This window comes from Methanospirillum hungatei (genome assembly GCF_019263745.1).
Taxonomy (GTDB): Archaea; Halobacteriota; Methanomicrobia; order Methanomicrobiales; family Methanospirillaceae; genus Methanospirillum; species Methanospirillum purgamenti.
Genome location: NZ_CP077107.1, coordinates 1234908 through 1254612, shown reverse-complemented (window position 1 = coordinate 1254612; position 19705 = coordinate 1234908). Strand labels below are relative to the sequence as shown.

Sequence of the window (19705 nt, the reverse complement as noted above, 5' to 3'; positions counted from 1 at the left end):
CCGGAGATACATTTAAGTGATCTGGGGAATATTATTCCGGCAGAATGGGGGATTCTACACCGGTGATGACAACCCCTACTAATTAACATATAATATTTGGATCCTTGCGTCTTTGAGCCTTCTATAGGATAGTCCCCATACAATCTGAAATATCATATTTCGTAGATTTTTGAATAAAGAAGCTACAATTTCATTAATGTCTAAGTTTGAGTTCTTAGTATGTGCCAATATAGATATGGAAATCATAAAGAGTGTTCTGAAATAAATTACCCTGGTTCGGACTATTGTATATTACACATTAATTTTCCAGAGTATCGAGGTAGTAAGGAGTGGAAGACACTTGATAATTTAAAACAAGAATTTTTTCAAAAGGAAATCAAAAAAGATGACTTTAATTTTGAGGGGGGAATATTTGGAAATCTCAATTATAATGGTATTTTTAAAAACCTCCTAATTTTAAAAATACGAAGTTTTTAGGAGGAGTGGATTTTTCAAATTCCTTTATTGGTTTAACCGACTTTTCGAATTCAGTGTTTTATAATTGGGTAGATTTTTCAGGCGCAAAACTCGGTTCTCCCGATTTTTCGAATGTAATTTTTTTTGGAGCAGCCCTTTTTGAAGGGGTTACCTTTATTGGTGATACGAATTTTTCAAGGGCATCTTTCGCAAAATCTGAAAACTCTTCTTTTTCAAAGTCTGATTTTTTAAGTAAAGTTAACTTTTCTGAATCTACTTTCCCTGGTATTACCGATTTTTTTGGAGTAACTTTTTCTGAGGGACCAAATTTTAGGGGTGCAGAATTTTCTGGAGAGACAAATTTTAATGAGGTAAATTTTCCCTATTGTACATTATTTAATGATGTTTTTTTCGGGAAAATAAATTTTTCAAAGGCTACTTTTCCTAATGGGGCATCTTTTGGTGGTGTTACGTTCTCAGGGCACACTAATTTTATATCAACAGTTTTTTCGGGTATGATAATATTTTCCAACTCTTTTTTTTCAGGTGATATCTATTTTTCAGAACAGAACACTCAAGATAAAGAAAATCGATTAAAAGCTACATTTTCTGATTATGTATTTTTTAACGGAGTCAATCTCTCTGGTTGGACCTTTTTTTCAGATATTATATTTCCCATGGGAGTTGACTTTTCAAAGGCAATATTCTCCGGAATAACTGACTTTAGTAGGACAATATTCAAAGATAGTTCAGATTTCTCAAAAGCGATATTTTATTCGAGTACCAATTTTACTAATGCTGAATTCTCGAATATTACCAATTTTTCAGAAGCAATCTTTGATATTTTTCATGATACTAATATGACTTTTTCAGAAATTATATTTTCAGGAACGATTTTTTCAGGAGAAACGTATTTTTCTGGAGTGACATTTTCAAGTAATGCTGATATCCTTCATAATGCAAAAATTATGAATGATTTCGATTTATCTAGGACAAACTATCGACATTCATCGATTATAAATCCGCAATTAATAGGTAAAAAAGCAAAATTACTAATAAATAATTCAATCTTTGAACATGATTTACATTTAGATCTTTCAACTTCAAGCGACATCTCCCATCTTGAAATGATATCTACAAAAGTGTCTGGAAACCTAATTATTGAACCCATGAGAATTGGCGGGATTATCAATTTGAATAACTTAGAGGTTTCTGGAGAAATTTATGGTATAAATAATATTAGCTTTGAAAATTATATCTCGGAAGAAAACTTTTTTAGAAATATTAAGAACCACTATGAAAACTTGGGTAATAATCATGAAGCTGATGAATTTTACTTTAAAGAAATGATAGCTAGGCGGAAACAAAAACCCTGGTATTTCCGAATCATCGAATTACCACTCCAAAAATTTTTCTTTTATGGTACTAGACCGGGGTTAACATTCATCTACTGGCTATTATTTGTTGCATTATTTACTATTCTATATCTTGTATTAGACATGACTCAGCACCCAGTCTTTAACGCAACAGACCTAAGTGATTTTGTTTATTTCAGCCTTACTAATGCAATAACTCCAGGATATGGAGGAATGATAATTAACCCAGGTTTAGGGAAATATCTAGCCAGTTTTGAAGCTATTGTTGGAACTTTTTTCATAGCTTCTTTTATCACAATATTCGCAAGAAAATATATGAGATCTTGAGAATCCTCATGTTCTACTTTTAAAATGATTTCAGTAACAAAAACCTTTATATCCGATTCAATAAAAAACCTGATTCTTTTATTAATATTTAATAATTCTAAGTCCAATGCGAATGGTAATCATTATAACCATTTTTAGTCCCTTTTTAAAGGGTACTGAAATAATTGAAAAATGAAAAAAAATATCACTCAAATACTCTCCCTAAATTCGAATCCACTGTTCTTTTGATGATTTTAATAATAGTAATAAACCTTGATGGCATTGGTTCAATCTTTCTGGAGACGCTTGGAAAAACCCTTCTTTAAAAAGAGAGAGATTTTCTCCTTGATGCAACCACTGTTCAACCTTTTGTTCAAAGAAAGGGGTTTTTTCATTATAGTATGACTCACGTTTCCAATTATATCTGCCAATTGGTGACCAGATTCGACCCTTGGATAGATCAGGGTAGATCTGATCAATATAGATCAATGATAATAAGTATTCAAACAAATCAAAAGTCTCTGAATAGTGATTTTCATTTGAAAAAAATGTGGATAAAGGATCTTTTAATCGATGATAAAGATATTCGCTGACTGGAGCATACAAATTTTCTGCATTTGGATAATCTATCTGTTTTTCGGCACTATCTCTAAAAACTGTTCGGGTATTAATAATCGAAATTGATGGTTTTCGTTCATTATAATCATAACAAATTGGGTTAAGTAATAATTCTGATAACTGTGAAAATTTATCATCTTTAAGCAGAATGATTCCTGAAATATAAGCAATTAATAGTGCTGGATAATATTGTAAGGAAACTAACTTGTTATACCATCCTTTCTCCTGAACAGTCATTAATTGTTCAATAATGGATCTAAAAAACGGTGAGTAACTTTGATCTCCAAAAAAGGCAACATTCATACAAATAATTTCAAGATTTTTGATATTAGTTTCGAAATGAGCCATCAAATCTTTGACGGTAAATGAAGTCTTTGATATTGCCCTTAATATTTCGTTATTGTTTTTCTCCTGAACAGATTTTACTTCTGTGTTCAATAATTCCCACAATTTTATTTGATTTTTTGTGTCACTGAGATATTTTCTTACTCGGATTACCAACAATTCATCAGTCAGCGGCTCTTTGTTATGTTCCATTAGGAAAGTAACATTTTCGGACAATTTTTCAAAAAAATCATCTGCATCTGAAATCTCTACTGGTATGGTATTTGGTATTTTGAGTAACTCCTGAATCGCTGGTTTCTTTTTACCTCGAGAGGAAACATAAATTGGATATGGCGAATCACTCCTTCTTGCTTTCAACCGTTCGATTATCGCACAATCATATTCTCCAGACCATCCACAGGTAATTAAACCAAATTCATCAAAAATTCGATCCAGATATTGATTTATCAAATCTGGATACCTTGCTAATTCTTCAGGAGTATTTCGGAGTTGAGTATCCAAATAATCCCCATGAATTTTGAAGATGATACAAGAATGCTGAATGTGTGCAGGAGGGGGGCAACTGCGTATCCCACTTTCATGAAATATCACATACGGATGAAATCCGATATCATAGACAGCAGTCTCAATAAGCCGATCAAAATTTGTGGTGATTATTATCTTAATATATCCCGTTTTGACTAATGAGGCAATTGCCCGATGAGCTGCCTGCGGTATTTTTCTTCCTTCATCTATATCAGCCTCCCGTGGTTCAAAATAATTAGCCAATAGATCCCTTCGCCCTGCTTGGGAAGAGGTTAGTTCATCCAGTAGAGTATCGTACGATGGCTCTTTTCCGAATTTCTCCTGATACCATTGGACCGGATTATCAAGTTTTTTTTCTCCATTGATTTTTCCCACTCTTTGAATCAGGTCCAGCATTACCTCCCAACCCGTCAGAATTTCAGCACTTCTTGATACACCAGAGCCAAGAAGCAGAGCATATGCTCCAGGGGATGAGTATATTGAGAAAGCAAGTTTTACAAGTGAATTACTTTGTGCAATTGGGGATTCAGGCATACTTTCTCTCTTTGTAATAAATAGGAATTATGATTTTTTCCCTTTTCCATACGGCTGCTTTTTCTCGGCAACTGCCATCGGAGGTGATGAACTGAGGAGAGGGGAGACCGGTTCATCCCCTAATCCAAGTTCTGCCAAAACCTCCCATAACCTCTGATCTGCAAGAGCCCGTTCTTCTTCTGCCTCTTTCAATAAGAATACGGCATCCTCCAAGGGAATCGTATCATCTACGGCTGCTTTTGCAATATAACGGGAAGGAGAGAGGTTATAATCACTCTTCGCTGCTTCTGAAGTGGTAATGATGATGGATATCTCATCGACTGCTTTCCACTGTAGATATATCTCCCCCATCGTTTTGATTGCATCAGCGGTGAGGAAATTTTTCGGTCTTCCCTTCTCAAACTGACCGGACCCGTTGATCAGAAGAATCTCACGGGGGTGTCTCTTCTGTTTATTCACAATCAGGATGATTCCTGGTGCAGTTGTATTGAAGAAGAGATTTTCAGGGAGAAGAATAACTGATTCAATCAAATCCTGCTCGACATATGCTTTTCTGATATCCCGTTCCCGGTTTGAGCCCCCGCTCCCACTTCCCCGTGAAACCGCACCGGTATCAAGAACCACTGCCATTCTCCCCGAATCAGTGAGATAAGCCGCCATATGCTGAACCCATCCCCAGTCTGCTGAAGAATTGTTCGGATAACCCGAGAAATACCGGGAGAATTCATCATTCTCATAGACTCTCTGATCAAACTTCTGATTCCACATCGGGTTTGACGTGACCATATCAAAATGCTGAAGTTTCCCTTTCCTGGAGAGAAACTTCGGATTATTCATCGAATCACCGATGGCAATCTCTGCCTCCATATTATGGAGGAAGACATTCATCTTTGCCATTGCAGATGTAAGAGCGAGCCACTCCTGTCCGTAATATTTGAGAGGGGCAGTTGACGATTGCTCTGAATACTTATCACGGAACCGAAGAGCACACTTGATAAGCAGACCACCCGACCCGCAGCAGGGATCATATACGGTCTCACCCGGTTCTGGGTCAAGAATACATCCCATCAGGCGGGCAACTTCAGGCGGAGTAAAGAACTCACCTGCCGATGAACCAGAACCTTCGGCAAATTTACGAAGCAGATACTCATATGCCCGTCCGATGATGTCAGCCTGTACATCATTGATCCCAAGCCGGTATTTTGAGAGAACCCCTACCAGAACGATAAGACTATCGTCGCTGATGATCCGTTCCCCTGATGTGGTTGCATTGAAATCTACAATATCAATTGCACCACTCAGTTTCGGATTCTCACGAGCTAATTTTCGAACGATATCGGTAAGATACTGGCCGACATCTTTCTTCTTTTTTGTGATTGTTTCCCAGCGAGCATCAACAGGAAGATAAAACCTGACAAGATTATGATCTTCCAGAATGAGCGCTTCAACGATCTCACTCTCTCCATACTCGTAGATGAGGCGGGTTAGTTCGTCTTCAAAAACATCGGAGAGGCGTTTAAGAAAGATAAGCGGAAGAATATAATCACGGTATTTAGCTGCATCTATCTCTCCGCGAATTTTACATGCTGCATCCCAGAGCCAGTTTCCTAACGTGGTTTCATCGAGAGTGGAATTATTCGAAAATGAGGCTTGGGACATCCGATATAGTATCTGTAAAAGATACCACTAATTAATTGCTAATTGGGTTTTCTTCTAATATGGTAATTGAGGTAAGAAATTCAGATACAGAACAAAAGAAATAATCCGCATTGCTCTGATCTGATATCATGGCAATCTGGATCGCCTCCGGGAACCGGGAGAATTGGGAGGTCGTAAAGACGCACAATATCTGGGGAGTTCCAAAACGGAGTAAATCCCTGCACACCCGGGTGAAAGTCGGGGATACCATCCTCATGTATACTCGATCAGAAGTCCGTGGAAAAGATGTACTCCCATCGGCAATCATGGGAGAATTTAAGGTGACTGAAATTTATGAGGATGTGAGACTCCTCTTTACCGCTCCTCCTCAAATGGGGGATGAAGTATTTCCATACCGGTTCAGGCTAAAACCAGTTAAGATATTCAAAGAGCCAGTAGAACTCAAACCTCTCATTCCGGAACTTGGATTTGTAACTAATAAGACTATGTGGTCTGGTCACTTCAGGCAGGCGATGCGGGAAATTCCTGAAGAAGACTATCGGAAAATTATTGAAGCAGGGAAATAATCCCTTAAATCCGACTCCTCTGCGTCAGTATGCCTTCCCATCACTCCCCCTCCCGGTTAAGTCCATGGAAGATTTGAATGGGTAGTGTATTACTGGGATCTAAAAAAAAGGGTAAGAAATCTTCTAAGAAAAAAATTAGTTCTTATCAGCCATTTCAATGTCTTCGGCCTTGAGTGTCTTCCACCCGGCTCCATTTGCTTTTGCGATCCTGATTACTGCTGCAATTGGTAAATCTGCCATAATATTCTCATTGAGTATTATACCTCGAATAGCATAAAAAGGACTAGACAGGAGAACCCTCATGTCAGTGTGGAACAAACGAATATGCTGGAATAAAGACCGGTACCTGTCAATAGATCCTAAGCACACCCGGAAAAACTCCTGGAGGAACCCCATCATGCCCGCCACTGAAACCATAGTTCTTGATGCACTCGTTGATCTGATCCAGACCGATCAGTTGTATGAAGATCTGAACCGGGAAGCAAAGAAGGCAGGTGGGAGAGATGGCAATGGAGAACTCCCGCAATCATTCTTTGAATCCTACAGTGCTATGGCAAATACTAACGGGGGTGTGATTCTTCTTGGAATCGAAGAGAAACCAAAGAATCATTTCTCTGTATATGGACTCCACCAGGTTCAAAAGATCAGGGAAGACCTCACCAATACGCTGAATAACAAGCAGAAAGTAAGTAAGAACCTCTTACAGGATTCAAATATCTCTGAAGTCCAGGTAGCTGACAAGACCATTCTTGTCATCTGGGTTCCTCGTGCCACCCGCAAGGAAAAACCGATTTACCTCAACAATAATCCCATCACCGGAACATATCGCAGAAATTATCAGGGAGATTACCGGTGCGATGAATCGGTGGTAAAGCGAATGCTCGCTGAACAGGTCAGTGATGGACAGGATAAGCGGATAATTCCTCACACCGGCATTGATGATCTCCATCTTGAAAGCTTTCATGCCTATCGGAACCGGTTCAGGATAACTAATCTGTCACACACCTGGAACAACGACTCTGATTATGATTTCCTTACGCATCTCCAGGGATACCGGAAAGACCGTGAGACCGAAGAAGAAGGGCTTACCGTTGCCGGACTGTTGATGTTTGGCAGGTGGGAGACGATCACCGAATTTCTCCCGGAGTTCTTCCTCGATTATCGTGAGATTCCTGAAGGAAGTGGTTCTGTCCGGTGGATTGACCGGTTGGTTCCTGATGGAAGCTGGTCTGGCAACCTGTTTGATTTCTTCCAACTGACATACCGGAGATTGAAACGCGATCTGAAAAGTCCGTTTCATCTTCATGATGGGCAACGGGTGGAAGATACCCCGGCAGAGGCAGCCATCCGGGAAGCATTAGTAAATGCTCTCATTCATGCAGACTATTCAAGTTCGGTTTCAATTCTTATAGAAAAGCGGGTAGATCAGATCATATTCAGAAATCCTGGGACAATGCGTATCCCCCTCGAACTGGCAGCTCATGGGGGGACGAGTGACTGTCGGAACCGTGCATTGCAGGTCATGTTCCGGATGGTAGGATTTGGTGACCAGGCAGGATCAGGCATTCCCAGCATCTTTTCCAACTGGGCTCAGGAACAGTATCGCAATCCTCATTATGTCGAGTCATTCGGACCGGATACGACGACCCTGACTCTCTGCATGATACACCTCTTCCCGGAGAATATTCTGGCATATCTTGATTCTACCTATGGAGTATCCTTTCATGCACTCTCACATGAACAGAAGATCGCTCTTGCATTGGCCTATTCTGATGGTGAAGTGACACATAAGAGGATCCGGGAGATGTCAGGAATCCATCCTTCTGATCTGACTAAAGATCTGAAGATTCTGGTGGATCTGGGATTTCTCGTTCCGGAAGGAGAGTCACGAGGAAGAGTCTATTATCCGAAGAATCCTCCTCAGAGTACTGTTACCCAGAGCCATCTCACTGATGATACAGGAGAGTCGAGCTTGTCACATTCAGGTGGCAGCTTGTCATATTCAGAAGCGAGCTTGTCACATTCAGAGAATACCCTGTCTCCTTCGCTCATGAACACCGGAGCAGTCCCTCTGACAAAGAGGATTGAAAAAGGAATGAGGGGCCGGAAAAATATTCCGAAGGAAGAGATGGAATCATTCATTCTTGATATCTGCTCAGAACAATTTCAGACCCTTGGTGATATTGCTTTGATGCTGCACCGGAGTGAAAGAGTGATTCGGAATAATTACATTCGGACCATGGTACAGAAGGGTATCCTGATTCCCCGGTATCCTGATAAGAAAACTCACCCGGATCAGGCGTATATTCGTAAATCATTATGATATCTGTTTTATTAATTGATATTCTTCAAGATTGCATGCTATATGGCCCATGCCTGTCTTTTCCCTTTTCTGTCAGGGATCGGGTATCCATCCACGTATCCAATTGCCCGAATTGAAGTAAGATTCTTCATCTTTTACAAGGATTAAACCGATAATCAGCGCTTAATTATTTTTCAAGAGCTGATCCATATATCCGGCTATATGTGGAGAAAGAGGTGTTCTGGATTGAAGGATGATCAAGTATATCTAAACATATTCTCGATGAAATATCTTTTAAGGTGTATATCTGAAGGAAAGTCCTTTGATGGCCTTATTTCTGATAATTATTGCTAACTTGAGATATGTGTTAACGAGGCGAACTTCAGATGGAGGTGCTTTCATAGAAGGGGAATGGGTGGAGAGGTATGATTTGAAACTTCTCTTTCTACAGAACAGAATAATCCTTTATAGTTCCAAATATTTTGTTAATTTACACGAGGGAACATAATGGCAGAACCAATTGATCTCGGACTCATTCTTGAAGGTGAGGATGTCGAGGTATTCATGCAGTATATCAAGCATCCAATCTGTAATCCCGCTGGAATGTAGGTAATTAAAGATGCAAAGACGCTGGCACAATCCATCGAACAGTGATAAATCCATCTTTTTTGTCAAGTCTAACAATAAAACGTTTGACATTGGATTGTGACCTATCTACCTTCCAATGTTGCAATACAGATCTTTATGAATCACACATCCCTGCTTTTTTTCGAGTGATTGGGTCATGGATGAAACCGGCGCCCGAACATATAAGAGAGTAACTGATTATCTGAGTGTGAAATCTGAATCGTTATTTTTTTGGGGGAAAACAATGCATTATCATCGCCCACTATCGTATTATTTTTAGTATCTTGAGAAAAACGGCTTCAGTGTACACTCTCTTCATGAACCAATCCCTGATATGAAAGGAGGAGAACAGGATCCGGATATTATGCATCATTTCAGAATACCTTCATTTATGGTGATCAAGGCCGGGATGTTGAGGGGTTAAAAATTCTTTTCTAACAATGTAAAGAATTCTATCACCTATTCAGGTCGTCCCAGGGGCAAATACCCTTACTCTGTTGCAGTCCTCAATCCATCTGCAGGTACCACATTCCTCTTTTATTTTATGGTTCTCTGAAAAAAACGTTCGGATCTGGATTACAATTATCGATCTCTTTTGCAGTCAAAGGAGTCTGACCATAACTAAAATGAACAAAATAAAATATATATGATATTTAATTATTTCGTTCAAACGGTTGAATTTCATCTAATTTTACCAACTCAAGAGTACTGTGAGAAATACAAAGGATAAGGACTCCCATTGGCTGTATAACATCGATTTAAATAAGGAAATTTGACTAAAGAACCAAATGGGGTGAATTATTGGGGTTCTCCCATTCAATAATATAAGCAGTATTCCCATCTCCATCGTTTCGATGATCACCCCATGTTGCAGATGGAGTACAATTTTTCATGTAGAAAAATAACCTATCTTCTTCTCCTCTATAATCATTAGGCTCTTCAGCAAACCAATTAGTATACTCCCATTTTTCCCCTGTCACCCAGGCCCACCCAGCACTTGAATTATCTGATCCTGAAGGTTGGTATCCACCTAACCATGGTCCAAAAATATTACCTCTACAAGGAGACCAAAAGGATGCGTTCTTAATGTATGAGAATACCAACTCATTTTCCTCTTTACTGGTGATTGTAACTAAATGTCCACCTTCTGTAATTGCGGCATCTCTTGCTTGAGTCCAGGTAATTCCAGGAGCAATTACAGCTTTGTATACATGAGTAATATTGTTCATATTACTTGACCACTGTATTGAGTAATCTGGAATTTTTACCTCGTTTGATTGTTCAGGTACCGCTTGCTCAATAGTATTCGAATCTAGTTCATGCGATGGACCTACTGTCTGGAATATGTTAATATCAATAATATCAGAAAAAACGGACAGGTTTGTCGGTAAAGACAGATTTATTGTTATCAACCCTGATGATGAAGAAGCACAAGCGGAATAGGTAATTATGGTTAACACAACCAATAACTGAAATAGACGAACCACTCCTGAAAGCATACTGGTATTATATTTTGTATCTAATCAGTCTATCTTATATTCTAGTGGATCAGGGGTTTCTCGTATTGGAAGAGCAATCCTGAGGAAGCGTCTACTATCCAAAGAATCCTCCCCAAGGTACGAATGCCCAGATTCATGATATAGGAGAGTCGAACTTGTCACAATCAGAGAATATCCTATCTCTTTTGTTCATGAATATCAGAGAGTGTTTCTCATTTGCAGAGAGGATTGAAAAAGGAATGAGAATGACTATTCGAGAGCATTTACTAAACAGATAGCAAAAAAAATTATAAAATTATCCGGCAAAGATTTTGAAAGAATAACAAAAAGACGTCCCGGCTGGGACTTGAACCCAGGTCAAAAGCTCCGCAGGCTTCTAGGATATCCACTACCCTACCGGGACTAACCGTGCCTGTATATGTTATTCATTATCGCATATGAAGGTATTCATAACTCACTCTTTGTCTTTATATGCATCCGGACAATCATCCCAATTGACTCTTTGCTCGCATTCCTGATGTGAGTTGACTGGATGATGACATGCCGGTAGGTTTCATCTTTCATTTTCACAGCAATATGTTGTCTTATACCGAGAACCAGACTTTCTCTTATAACATCCAGGAATGTGTCAGAGAAGACAATTTTTTGCCTGGTATCATAAAATGTCAGAAAATTCCCTATTGGTTTTAATATAATGTCATTGCGCTGAACATTCAGGAGATACTCTCCATAAGGATTGATAAAAATTATCCTGCCCCGGATATCAAGAATGAAATAGGCATCCAGGTCAGATAATGCTGCTCGTGCCAATCGCTTAATTTTATCTTCCTGATAATCCTTGGATCTTTTAAATATTCTCTCCCTGTGAAGAGCAATTTCTATGTTTGAATAGAGATCTTTCGCAGTAAATGGTTTTATGATAAAACTTGCTGGTTCTGCAAGTGCTGCCCGTTCAAGTGTCGTATCATCATCCTGGCCTGAAAGGAAAATGACCGGAGTATGAAAAATTGAGGCTATAAATTTCGTTGCGGTTATCCCGTCTATCTTACCGGCCAGGTTAATATCCATAAGAACAAGGTCGGGAAGATGCTCAGCTGTTTTATATAAGGCATCTTCACCGGATGCAACCTTGGCACAAACTGTATAGTTATACTGGATCAGAAATCGTTCGATAAGAGTGGCAATGATCTCATCATCTTCAACGACGAGTATCTCTGATTTACTCTTTTTTTGGGATTCGAACATGTAATGTCAGTGTGTTGCCAGAATTACGGGTTTCATCCTTGTATACCTGTTGTATACTCTGGTTTATTACTTCTCGGATGATTGATTACCGGTATTCCTTTTTGGTATACTGGTATTTTTCCGCATCGCCTCCATGGAAGACAATATAAAACCATTCATAAATAGAACGGAATGCACCAAATTGATCATACCTTCGCATTGAAAATCCAACAAAGAGTTTCCTGTCAAATTTTACCTTCCCAATCCTTCGCATCCGGTGAGCAATCTCAAGATCATCACCTGCATCAGATACCCGGTACATGCCAGCCTTTTTAAACTCATCAGCCCGGAAAGCACTATTACATCCAAGGGTAAAAAGAACTGTTCCTGTGAGATATCCCAGATGTGCAAAAGTATTTGCCATGAACAAATACAGTCTGTTTTTCAGAGTTGACTCGATAGGCCAGACCGGACCATACACCATAACCACATTTGGATTCGTAAATCCCTTCTTTATTCTGACAAGCCAGTCCGGTGGAAGAAATGTATCTGCATCGGTTGTAGCAATAATCTCCCCTCTGGCGCGAACTGCCCCGTCATTTCTGGCACCGCCCACCTTCGGACTCGTCTGAATAAAGACGATATCTGCATATTTTTCTGCAATCTCACGGGTGTTGTCTTTTGAGCCACCATCAACCACAATAATTTCATACTCATTTCGTGGCAGATCCTGTTTTAATAATGACTCAAGGCATCGTTCTATTCGTTCACCTTCATTAAATGACGGAATAACTACCGATATCATGATGTAACCAGTTTATTGTAAAGAGAGAGATGTTCAGCACAGACCTGCCTGATATCATATCGTGAGGAAAAGTCACGTGCTCCATGTGCACACTTCTCCAAAGAGGACTCATCATGGAGTTCTGCATGGGCATCATCAGGAGTTGAAAAATATCTGACTGAATCTTCATATATCTCATGAAACTCAGGGATATCACGAGCGATTACTGGAAGACCACATGCTTGAGCTTCGAGAACTGCAAGTCCGAATGTTTCTGCATAGGTGGGCATAATGAATACATCTGCAGCACAGTATGCTTCTGCGATATCTCTGACAAATCCAGTGAAGAGAACATTTTTTGGTTTTCTCTGTATCATCGTCTTTATCTTCAGATAGTCTTTGGAAGCAAGTCCATATGGAAAGCCGCCAACCCAGATAAACCGGACTTCCGGATTTTTTGCTGCAAGGCTCATGAAATCATAAAATCCTTTTCTTGGACTAATCTGGGCAACCGTCAGAACAACCTGTTCCTCTGGTGATATGTTCCATGCCTCTCTGAATTCTTCACGTTTTGTGTGAGATGGAGAGAAATACTCCCTGTTAATACCGTTTGGTATCCGGGTGACCGGAATATCAGGAACCATCTCTTTCACCTCCTTTTCACATGCTTCTGAAATGGTTATGATATGGTCAAATTTTCGATATATATCCGGGTACCTCTTATTGATGGTTTTTGTGAGTGCAAGGTTTCCAATGTTTACCCGTGGAGTTGAATGAGCGGTCAGAATCTTTTTTCCGGATGCCAGACGCCTGTTTAACAATGCAATCGGGCCAAAGGTGTGATAATGCGAGATGTCAGCCTGAAATTTATACCGCTCCCAGCTAATATCTATCCCGTTCTGATTTTTCAATCCTCGGTACAGGGTTTTCGCTACAGTGGAACACCCAATGTACTTAAAGACAAACATGTCTTCTACGACAAAATTGATCTTCATTTCAGATCGCGTGTAAAGTTCATGACCGAACGGATGATTCCATCCATGTTCAGATATTCAAATTGTGAAAACCGTCCGACAAGGGATATGCCGCTGTTCTGGAAGTATTTTTTTATGATCTCAATATTTCTCAGGTATGCGAGATCATAAACAACATATGCAAATGGAGATCGTGATACATGGGTTGTTATGATCTGTTCTGGTTTAAAAAGCCCGATTCCTGATAACGAACTCACAACATGGTCTATAATCGCTGCATCGGTCATCTGTGAAACTGCATCACCATCATTGTATGTTATCTCAGCTAATATTGAAGAACACCCCTCCGGAGCAGTGGTGTCTGAAAAATTAGAGGGAAATGATATCCGGTTTGCCAGAGATGTGCCAGTATCCGGAATATATGCCCATGAGTATGGTGGGACGGAACCTGTAATGCCAACACCCACAGCAATAACAGAATTATATTTCAAATCACGTATGGCCTTTTTTATTTCTTGTGGGATATCATCGAGACAGAGAGCAAGATGCTGCAGAGGAATAGTACTGATGATTCTTTCTGCTGTAACGATCTGCGTTCCATCGCTTATTTCATATCCGTCTGCTTGTTTTCGTATCTGTGATATCCGAAATCCGGTTTTTATCTTATTTTTGACCGGGGCAGCAATGGCATGAATTAAGGCCTCAATTCCTCCGGTGATCGGATATGAGAAGACTGCCTGATGGACATATCCTTCCGTAGCGATGCCGACTGCAGATTTTATGATGTCTTCAACAGGAGGCCTTGGAACTCTTCCTTCCATCCAGTGAGCCGACATCAGCTCAGGAGGATAATTCCAGATTTTTGTATTATATGGGATCAGGTACGCATCAGCTATACCCTTCCCGAACGTCTGTAGAATCCACTCCTGAAAATTGTGTGGAGGATTATTCTCTCCCTTTTCAGAAGTAATAAGTGCCTTAATGTATTCATACAGGCATGTGTAGCAGTCTTCAGGTGGGAGTTCAGACAGGGCGTTTTCAAATGGGTATTTTACATACCTGCCCTTGTAGAGTATTTTTGTGTTTCTGATTCTTTCGGTCCTGTTTGCACCAAGAACATCATGAATAAACCCAAGAACCTCGGTATCCCGTGAAAAAATGATATGGGATCCCCCAATATCAAAGGTAAAACCGTTCGAATTACATGATCTACACAGGCCACCCGGAGTAATCTCCTGTTCCAGAACGGTAACATCATCCCCCTTTTCAGAGAGGATGCGTGCAAGAGTGATGCCTGATAAGCCGCCGCCCAGTATTGCTGTTTTCATAATTTACTTCAAGAATATGTGTTTTAATCAACCGTACTTTATATAGAAAATTGTTGATATGGTTTTCAATATGTCAATACATGTATGACGGTACATACAAAAAAAGGACTGCCAGCAAAGGATGTGATATTACTCAGGGCAAAGGGAATTCATACTGGACTACTTTGAACTATATTAGAGAATACGACTTCTTTTTAGATTTATTAATGATTGTCTGATCATTCTGGAGACTTCTATACTCATGATCTCACCATGTCCGGGATACGCAGATGTTATTTTTCGTTGTGCCAGTTCTTCAAATCCCTGTAAAAAACCTTTTTCGTATGTATTCTCTGTTCCCCAGATTATAAGCGGTGTATCCCCGGAAAAGAGGATCTCCTCCTCTGGACAATAAATACAGACAGAATCTGATGTATGGCCTGGAATGGTAATTATCTCAAAGTGATAAATTCCACATTTTACCACATCTCCATTAGAAAGAACAGTATCTACTCCTGCAAGATATGATGACGCTGCATAGACAACTGGATGAAATTCTTCCTTTATTCTTCCCAGAAGTTTGGCATGATCATAATGAGAATGCGTAAGAATGAGTTTTTCAACCGGATTCTTCCCTGTCTTTTCTCGCATCTGTCGTAAATAATCAAGGATGACAGGATCACATCCGGTATCGATGAGTATACCATAATCTTCTGGGCTATGAATACACCCGCATAACCAGGCATTGGATGTATATATTGAACTCTGCTTTGTCAGATTGATGACATTCATCAGTTAAAAAATCCTACTCTTGCGAATGTTTCTGAGCGATTCCATCATGAGGTGGGGAACATTACCTGTGATTTGATCCCCATGGCCTGGATATATTGCCTGTAAATCTGCGGCGACAAACAGTTCAAACGCATCAAGATACTGGGAAGTAAATTCATTATCATGAGAATAAACCCGAATAGGTACATCACCTGAAAAGAGCAGGTGTTCCTCTTCGCAGAGTAAACATAATGAGTCTTCACTGTGTCCTGGTGCATACACCGCCATACATATCTCTTCCCCTACCTGGATTTCCTGCCTGTCTAGGAGTGGAATTGTCCCACTATTTCTGCTTGCAGGATGAGCATATATCTTCGGATTATATCGCTCAATAATTTTTGGAACCATTCCAGCATGGTCAAAATGAGAATGTGTCAGGATAATCTGTTCAACCGGCTTTTTCCCAAGGCCGCATTTGATGGATTCAAGAGTATTCAGGATACCCGGATCCCTTCCGGCATCGATGAGTGTGTTTATATCAGATAATGAATGGTATACTCCGCAGATATGCCACACATTGGATGTATAATAATCACTGTGATCAGTGAGATTTCTCACCTGCATAAGGGTCATGTTTCCTGAATATCTGTGCATTCATGACAATCTGATCAAAGGAACCTGTGAGTTCATCAGGAAGTTTCTGTGTGTGCTCATGAAGCATAAAACCCCCATACTCAAGAGCAGTCCAGAACATATTCCAGACTTTCAGACGTTCCTCAGCTGAAAAGTGGAGAAGGACATTTTTACAGATAATCAGGTGCACTCCTGTGCGGATTGGTTCATATGTCAGAAGATCATGCTTTTTGAACTGAACTGCATTTCGTATCTCGTCAATAACATAGACAAATCCTGGATCCTGAGGATCTGATCTGAAGTACCGTTGAAATATTTCCGGAGGAATTCGCTGAAGATCTTTTTCTGGATATCTGCCGGTTCCGATTATCTGTACATACTGGTTGTACGTGTCAATATCTGTGGCAAAAATTTTTACATTTCGAAAGAGGTGTGGCCCCATTCGTTCACGCAATAATATAGCAAAGGTGTATGGTTCCTGACCCATGGCACACCCGGCACTCCATATTGTGATAGTTTGTCTACTCTGAACAAATGGTAAAAAATGATCAATTGCAAGGCTCAGGGTTTGAGCATCCCGGAAAAAGAATGTAAATGCCATAATTGGATTGAGTTGAATATTGAGAGCTATGGAGAGCGTCAAACAAGGACCAGGATTCGCCTGGTCAGGCTTTTATGAACCCGTTGTTCATAGTACCCATTGATGGTAAAGATCTGTTCAGCAAGTGGTCGTATGTCCTGGTGTGTCACAAGTACTGATCTTTTGCCTGGTTTTACTACTCGTCTGATCTCCTGAAGTGCTTGACGATACAGATCAAAGAGGTTTCCGACAATCACCACCGATTGTCCATAGGGAAGATCTGAAACAACATGATCGATTGAGGCGTCAGGGAATGGAAGATGTCGTGCATCTGCGACTCCGGTCATCGCATAGGTGAGATTTTTTCTGCTCCCCTGAATCATCTCAATATCGGCATCAGTTCCAATTGCCGGACATCCGATGAGGGATGCTTCTATGAGTGTTCCGCCGGTTCCACAAAAAGGATCAAGAATCCATTCTCCTTTGATTGCTCCGGACATATTAACCAAGGCCCGGATCATTCTTGGCATCATCACGCCCGGATGAAAGAATGGGCGATTTCCTGGTTTTCTGCTGTGATAGGGATTTCTGTCAAGTTCCCAGAGCAGTTCACCAAAGTAGCATCTTCCACCAGATATGATGGCTCTAAAACACGTGTAGGTGTAGATACTGACACTGGTCCGTTCACATAAAATCCAATCAGGCGTTCAAGATCGGCACTCGGGGTATCCATTCCATGATCGACCATTTTTTTCACCCGGCCACAGAATGGCTCTGAAGATGTTATTGCCATATCCGTAAGCATTCGAACAAATGATTCTTTATCTGCTGCACATTCTCCTAAAAAACGCATCGCAGCATGTGTATACGCAAATCGTTCTAATATGTTCAAGTCAGGAGCATCTACAATGAGAACCTGGGTATTTTGATCATAAACCGGAATTATTGCTTTTACTTCTTCAAGAGGAATATTTGGATGTTCCCCTGACAATTCAAGGATTAATTTCACAGAGGCACCTATTGAGCGTTCGTCATAAAAAAAATCAGGATGTAAGTGCCTTTTCAATTGTGGATAAAATTACCTCTCGTGTGAAAGGTTTAACGATGTATCCCTTTGCACCAAGGGAAAGAGCTTCCTGTACATGTGTTGACTGCTCAGAAGCGGTACACATCAGAACGCGGGCATTTGGATCTAATCCTCTGATTTTTCTGAGTGCTTCAAGTCCATTCATATCAGGCATCAGGATGTCCAGAATAACAATGTCTGGTTTAACCTTCTCATAGAGTTCGATAGCAGTTTCACCTGTTTCTGCTTCGCCAACTATTTCGTGCCCTCCCTTTTTCGCCATGATACCGACGAGTCGCCTCATATACCCTGCATCATCAACAAGGAGGATCCGCGCCATGTACTTTGTACTTTTCCTGCAGAAACGTTTAAGGGTTGTGATAGGTTTCGATAAGAAGGGGAGAATTTATCCCCCTAGAATAGATTCAAAGAATCCTTTTTTTTCATTTCCTGATCCTGAAGTCGATTTTTTTCCTTCTAAATCCAGGATCTTTTCATAGAGTTCTTTGAGCTCTCCGGTCAGATGTTTGGGAATCTGCACTTCAACTTCCACGAGAAGATCGCCAGGTCTGCCCCGTTTGCGAATGCCTTCTCCTGAAATACGAAGTTTCTTCCCTCCCTGTGTTCCGGCTGGAACCTTCACTTCAAGATGCCTGTCATCAATTGTTGTTACTTCAACAACTGTTCCCAGCACTGCCTGTGCCGGAGATATCTGGATCTTTGTCAGAAGGGTGTCACCATCCCGGTGGAATCTGGGTTCGGGTTTGACATGAATCTCAATATAGAGATCACCATTAGGTGCACCGTGGTCGCCTGCTTCCCCATACCCTTCCAATCTGAGCCGCATTCCGGTATCAACTCCCGGAGGAATATGGACTGATACTTTTCTTCTGACTTTTTCGTGTCCGGTTCCTTTACATTTTGTACAGGGTTTTTCTGCTACCTTACCCCGGCCATGACAGAGATCACAGGTGGATTGCCTGACAAAATTTCCAAAAGGTGTCTGGGTTGCCTGTCGTACTTGCCCGGATCCGCCACATTTTGGACAATTTTTTGTCTTTTTTGTCTCCGAACCTGTTCCATCACACGTGGAACATGATTCGGCATGCATCACTTCGATCTCGCGATCTGCACCAAACACGGCATCACGAAGGGTGATTTCAAACCGCATGAGGAGATCGTCACCACGTCGTGGCCCCCGCTGACGCCCGAATCCTCCGAAAATATCCCCGGCGAAGTCGAAGATATCACCAAATCCGGAGAAGTCTGCATTAAACCCTCCGCCGTATCCTCCTCCGCCATATGATCCCTTGGAGGCATTGGTAAAGGCTTCATGCCCCATCCGATCATATTGTGATCGTTTCTGGGCATCGGACAGGACACTATATGCCTCATTGATCTCTTTGAACTTATCCTCTGCACCGGGATCTTTGTTTACATCCGGGTGATATTTCCGGGCCAGGCCTCGATATGCCTTTTTTATTTCGGTATCATCGGCATTGCGGGACACGCCAAGGATATCGTAGTAATCTCCCGCAGCCATCTATGAGATC

Annotated in this window: 17 protein-coding genes and 1 tRNA gene; 3 read left to right on the top strand and 15 right to left on the bottom strand. The window is 40.7% G+C overall.

Translation table 11 applies throughout. The features are described from left to right. The first annotated feature begins 482 nt into the window (after window positions 1-482). Complete coding sequence (locus KSK55_RS05820; protein WP_218608550.1) at window positions 483-2159, top strand: pentapeptide repeat-containing protein; 1677 nt, start codon at window positions 483-485, stop codon at window positions 2157-2159. Window positions 2160-2360: 201 nt separating this feature from the next. On the opposite strand, the gene KSK55_RS05815 is transcribed toward KSK55_RS05820, so the two are convergent. After that, window positions 2361-4022 carry an SIR2 family protein gene (locus KSK55_RS05815; protein ID WP_218608549.1) on the bottom strand — a complete coding sequence of 554 codons (1662 nt, stop codon included), beginning with the start codon at window positions 4020-4022 and terminating at the stop codon, window positions 2361-2363. A gap of 165 nt (window positions 4023-4187) precedes the next feature. After that, window positions 4188-5819, bottom strand: a complete 1632-nt coding sequence (locus tag KSK55_RS05810; RefSeq protein WP_218608548.1) for a type I restriction-modification system subunit M — start codon at window positions 5817-5819, stop codon at window positions 4188-4190. A 128-nt stretch (window positions 5820-5947) separates the two neighbouring features. On the opposite strand from KSK55_RS05810, the gene KSK55_RS05805 reads away from it, so the two are divergent. Next, a complete protein-coding gene (locus tag KSK55_RS05805; RefSeq protein ID WP_218608547.1) occupies window positions 5948-6385 on the top strand; it encodes an EVE domain-containing protein in 438 nt (145 codons plus the stop codon). Window positions 6386-6686: 301 nt separating this feature from the next. Then, on the top strand, window positions 6687-8708 hold the full coding sequence (locus tag KSK55_RS05800; protein ID WP_218608546.1) for an RNA-binding domain-containing protein: 2022 nt from the start codon (window positions 6687-6689) through the stop codon (window positions 8706-8708). A gap of 1382 nt (window positions 8709-10090) precedes the next feature. Here the strand turns inward: KSK55_RS05800 and KSK55_RS05795 are convergent. From KSK55_RS05795 to dnaJ, 13 genes are all read right to left on the bottom strand, one after another. Continuing rightward, window positions 10091-10813 (bottom strand): lectin-like protein, encoded by a 723-nt coding sequence (locus KSK55_RS05795; RefSeq protein WP_218608545.1) that lies wholly within the window; start codon window positions 10811-10813, stop codon window positions 10091-10093. A gap of 331 nt (window positions 10814-11144) precedes the next feature. Next, window positions 11145-11216, bottom strand: a tRNA-Arg gene (locus tag KSK55_RS05790). Window positions 11217-11260: 44 nt separating this feature from the next. Next, window positions 11261-12058, bottom strand: coding sequence for a response regulator (locus KSK55_RS05785; RefSeq protein ID WP_218608544.1), 798 nt, complete (start codon window positions 12056-12058; stop codon window positions 11261-11263). An 85-nt stretch (window positions 12059-12143) separates the two neighbouring features. Then, window positions 12144-12842, bottom strand: coding sequence for a glycosyltransferase family 2 protein (locus KSK55_RS05780; RefSeq protein ID WP_218608543.1), 699 nt, complete (start codon window positions 12840-12842; stop codon window positions 12144-12146). Continuing rightward, window positions 12839-13816 (bottom strand): glycosyltransferase family 4 protein, encoded by a 978-nt coding sequence (locus tag KSK55_RS05775; protein WP_218608542.1) that lies wholly within the window; start codon window positions 13814-13816, stop codon window positions 12839-12841. Before KSK55_RS05775 ends, KSK55_RS05780 begins: the two co-directional genes overlap by 4 nt. Then, the gene (locus KSK55_RS05770) at window positions 13813-15123 is read right to left on the bottom strand and encodes a protoporphyrinogen/coproporphyrinogen oxidase (RefSeq protein WP_218608541.1); all 1311 of its coding nucleotides are present in this window, start codon (window positions 15121-15123) and stop codon (window positions 13813-13815) included. Before KSK55_RS05770 ends, KSK55_RS05775 begins: the two co-directional genes overlap by 4 nt. A gap of 174 nt (window positions 15124-15297) precedes the next feature. Continuing rightward, complete coding sequence (locus KSK55_RS05765) at window positions 15298-15894, bottom strand: MBL fold metallo-hydrolase (RefSeq protein WP_218608540.1); 597 nt, start codon at window positions 15892-15894, stop codon at window positions 15298-15300. 3 nt (window positions 15895-15897) lie between these two features. Then, window positions 15898-16506, bottom strand: coding sequence for an MBL fold metallo-hydrolase (locus tag KSK55_RS05760; RefSeq protein WP_214419163.1), 609 nt, complete (start codon window positions 16504-16506; stop codon window positions 15898-15900). After that, window positions 16475-17149 carry a CheR family methyltransferase gene (locus KSK55_RS05755; protein WP_256664221.1) on the bottom strand — a complete coding sequence of 225 codons (675 nt, stop codon included), beginning with the start codon at window positions 17147-17149 and terminating at the stop codon, window positions 16475-16477. Before KSK55_RS05755 ends, KSK55_RS05760 begins: the two co-directional genes overlap by 32 nt. After that, the gene (locus KSK55_RS16415; protein ID WP_256664295.1) at window positions 17146-17694 is read right to left on the bottom strand and encodes a TRM11 family SAM-dependent methyltransferase; all 549 of its coding nucleotides are present in this window, start codon (window positions 17692-17694) and stop codon (window positions 17146-17148) included. Before KSK55_RS16415 ends, KSK55_RS05755 begins: the two co-directional genes overlap by 4 nt. Then, entirely contained in the window at window positions 17619-18095 is a 477-nt protein-coding gene (locus KSK55_RS16410) for a hypothetical protein (RefSeq protein ID WP_256664220.1), read from the bottom strand. Before KSK55_RS16410 ends, KSK55_RS16415 begins: the two co-directional genes overlap by 76 nt. Window positions 18096-18129: 34 nt before the next feature. Then, window positions 18130-18492: a response regulator gene (locus tag KSK55_RS05745; RefSeq protein WP_214419160.1), complete on the bottom strand. Its 363-nt coding sequence runs from the start codon at window positions 18490-18492 to the stop codon at window positions 18130-18132. Window positions 18493-18558: 66 nt separating this feature from the next. Continuing rightward, window positions 18559-19695 (bottom strand): molecular chaperone DnaJ, encoded by a 1137-nt coding sequence (gene dnaJ / locus KSK55_RS05740; RefSeq protein WP_214419159.1) that lies wholly within the window; start codon window positions 19693-19695, stop codon window positions 18559-18561. Between the last annotated feature and the right edge of the window lie 10 nt (window positions 19696-19705).